Below are 2,578 nucleotides of genomic sequence, written 5' to 3' on the forward strand. Positions count from 1 at the left end.
TGATACGTTGCAGGAATTCCGGCCAGTCGTTTTCCGGAAAAGTGGGTAATTGATGCTGCGGTTCACTGCCCGGCAACAATTCTTCTTCCCCTTCCCTCTCTTCAGAAATTTTGTTATTTCCCACCTTATTATGCGCGCACGTGTGTGTGGAAGATTTGCGTACTGTATCTGCTGTACTTTTTGTACCTGCCGGACGTTGGGACATTTCTTTTATGCAGATGCTTACTCCCATCGCTTCAGCAAGGTGGAAAGCGGTACCTAGGTGTACTTCTCCACGTTGGGTGTGGAGCGCGTTGGAGAATACCCGTTCGGCGTGTTCACGCTGATACTTGGGAGACACCCGGCATAAGCGGTGAAAAAAGTCACGTCCGGATTCACCGCAATCCGTGGCGATGGCGAATGACAACTGTATATATTCAAGATAAGTGGGAGCAATGTCCGCTCCTGCCGTTTCCACTGCTTCAGTGAGACGGCGTAAAGATTCGATATCGGTCATGTTTTCAATTTATAATTATTCTCGTCTACTTGGTTCTGAACAATGCTTCCGGGTCGTAACTAAGGAAACAGGCTCTCACGAGGTCTTTGCCGGAGAAATCCACTTTGGATTTCGTTTCGGAAGAAACCGCTGTTACCGTATTGTATGCCGTCTCTACGTACCGCATCGCCCAACTCATGTTTTCTGTGATATTTTTGACATCATCTGCCGCGGAGGAATAATGGCAAGGAACAAATGCTTTTACACCTAGTCCGCTGGGGCTGATAAATGTGAGTGCAGGCTGTAAGAGAGAATCGTCATATAGCATACGGCGTATGTCCACTGCTTCTTGATGGGAGAGGAGGCCGTCCACATCTACTACCACCAGGTGGGATGGGGAGACGAAATTCTTGCTGTTACGGCGGGTGAATGTGCCGCAGGGGGTCACATACGGTAGTAGTGACGCTTTTGCAGCCCGTATATCAGCGGCATTCCGTACTTGCTCGGTCAGGGCTTTGAGATTCTTGTTGCAGGTAATCATTTGGAAAACTTGTCCGATTGAGACTTCGCAGAAAGGGATAAGTGTGGGAGGAGTCGTCAGCCGGCCTTGTTTGTCTTTGATAGGAGCGATAGGTGGCATGAAATAAGACATTCTGTAGTTGTTTGACATCATTTTCTTTTTGTTATAAGTTAAAATGTTTATTTTTGTAAAAAATATGAGTGCGTTTTAAAACACGGTCTGAAATTAGTAAGAATAAAATAACCTCTATCCTGACATGTGAGGATGAACGTTAAAATAATTAATCCTTATGGCACATAATTAACAATTAAAAATAAAAATGAAAAAGAAAATGGTTTGTAGCAGTAAATTAGGAGCTTACATTAATGAGTTGCTTAAACGTGCGAAAATGAGAAATAAATATGTATGCGAGACCATCGGTATGGGGCATGATATTTTGAATGGTGTAAAAAAGGGCTGAATCTTCCATTAGACGATTATATGAGAGTAATGGCTCTCTGTTTGAGTGCCTACAATGACGAGGAGGTCAGGGTGATTTTGAATGTGTTTATAGAAATGTATATGCGTTATAGAGAGGAAAAAGAAGGAAGTGAGGGAATCCGGTGAAAAAACAGATAAAGTAAAAGTGGCAGGCGGGAAACTTTTCCCGCCTGCGGTCTTTATAAATGGATTTTTGTAGCTTTGTGAAAAATAAGATTGAAATGGAAGATTTGCAAAGATTATATCCGATAGGGATACAGATGTTCTCGAGGATACGGGAAGTAATTTTTTCTATATTGACAAGACGGAATATGTGTACCGGATGACGCATTCGGCTTCCAGCTATCTGTTTCTAAGTCGTCCGCGACGTTTTGGGAAATCATTGCTTACCAGTACCCTTCTGTTATTTCGAGGGACGGAAATCATTGTTTGAGGGACTGGCCATAGAGACATTGGAGAAGGAATGGAACCGATATCCGATATTGCATTTCGACATGAGTACCGCTAAACATGTGGATAAGGAACAATTGCAGATCGGGCGGTTTCAAGAGAAACGTATGCATAGAGTTGCATTGTAATTTAAAGAATTTTAGAAGAGTATGGGTTGTAAGATATATTCCATTGGCATACAGAACTTTGGAAAAATCCGGAAAGACGGTTATTTCTATATTGATAAGACTGCTTTGATTTATCAATGTGATTGAATTCAAACTTGACGGGACGGCGGAAGATGCCTTACGGTAAATCAACGAAAAACATGATGCACTTCCTTTTGAAACCGGTGGCAATCGCCGGATATTTAAAATAGGGGTGAACTTTGATGCGAAAATACGGAATATTGAGAAGTGGATAGTGGAATAATGGCGAATAACGATAGAAAATCCCGGCTGAATAAATAAAACGGCCGGGATTTTTTGTTTAAGATGTCTATTTGTCATTCTTGAAAAATACAAATGGTAGCCATACCTTTTTTGTGTGCGATAACGTAAACACAAAAAATAACATTTTATTATATGTAAAAAATAAGGGAGAATGCTTCGTAGTTCATAAATAATGATTAAATTTGCCGCGATTTGTAATGCGGAGTTTGCAAAATGACGAAT

General features: G+C 41.5%; 5 protein-coding genes and 1 pseudogene. 4 read left to right on the plus strand and 2 right to left on the minus strand.

Features of this window, described 5'->3' with window-relative positions; genetic code table 11:
- Both Q5076_RS17850 and Q5076_RS17855 read right to left on the minus strand, forming a co-directional pair.
- Nucleotides 1-496: PriCT-2 domain-containing protein (locus Q5076_RS17850; RefSeq protein ID WP_303015181.1), on the minus strand; the 496-nt coding region annotated here is incomplete at its 3' end.
- A gap of 25 nt (nt 497-521) precedes the next feature.
- Complete coding sequence (locus tag Q5076_RS17855; protein ID WP_303015189.1) at nt 522-1,145, minus strand: BT4734/BF3469 family protein; 624 nt, start codon at nt 1,143-1,145, stop codon at nt 522-524.
- Nucleotides 1,146-1,314: 169 nt separating this feature from the next.
- Here Q5076_RS17855 and Q5076_RS17860 point away from each other — a divergent pair, with 169 nt between their 5' ends.
- The 4 genes and pseudogenes from Q5076_RS17860 (at nt 1,315) to Q5076_RS17875 (ending at nt 2,179) form a co-directional block, all read left to right on the plus strand.
- Nucleotides 1,315-1,455, plus strand: a complete 141-nt coding sequence (locus Q5076_RS17860) for a hypothetical protein (protein WP_303015183.1) — start codon at nt 1,315-1,317, stop codon at nt 1,453-1,455.
- Nucleotides 1,456-1,475: 20 nt separating this feature from the next.
- Complete coding sequence (locus tag Q5076_RS17865) at nt 1,476-1,601, plus strand: hypothetical protein (protein ID WP_303015185.1); 126 nt, start codon at nt 1,476-1,478, stop codon at nt 1,599-1,601.
- Nucleotides 1,602-1,696: 95 nt separating this feature from the next.
- Nucleotides 1,697-2,005: pseudogene (locus Q5076_RS17870) on the plus strand (AAA family ATPase); the annotation flags it as partial.
- 69 nt (nt 2,006-2,074) lie between these two features.
- Nucleotides 2,075-2,179 carry an AAA family ATPase gene (locus tag Q5076_RS17875; RefSeq protein ID WP_303015187.1) on the plus strand — a complete coding sequence of 35 codons (105 nt, stop codon included), beginning with the start codon at nt 2,075-2,077 and terminating at the stop codon, nt 2,177-2,179.
- Nucleotides 2,180-2,578 lie beyond the last annotated feature (399 nt).

Origin of the sequence: uncultured Bacteroides sp. (genome assembly GCF_958445495.1) — a bacterium.
In the GTDB taxonomy this organism is placed as follows: Bacteria; Bacteroidota; Bacteroidia; order Bacteroidales; family Bacteroidaceae; genus Bacteroides.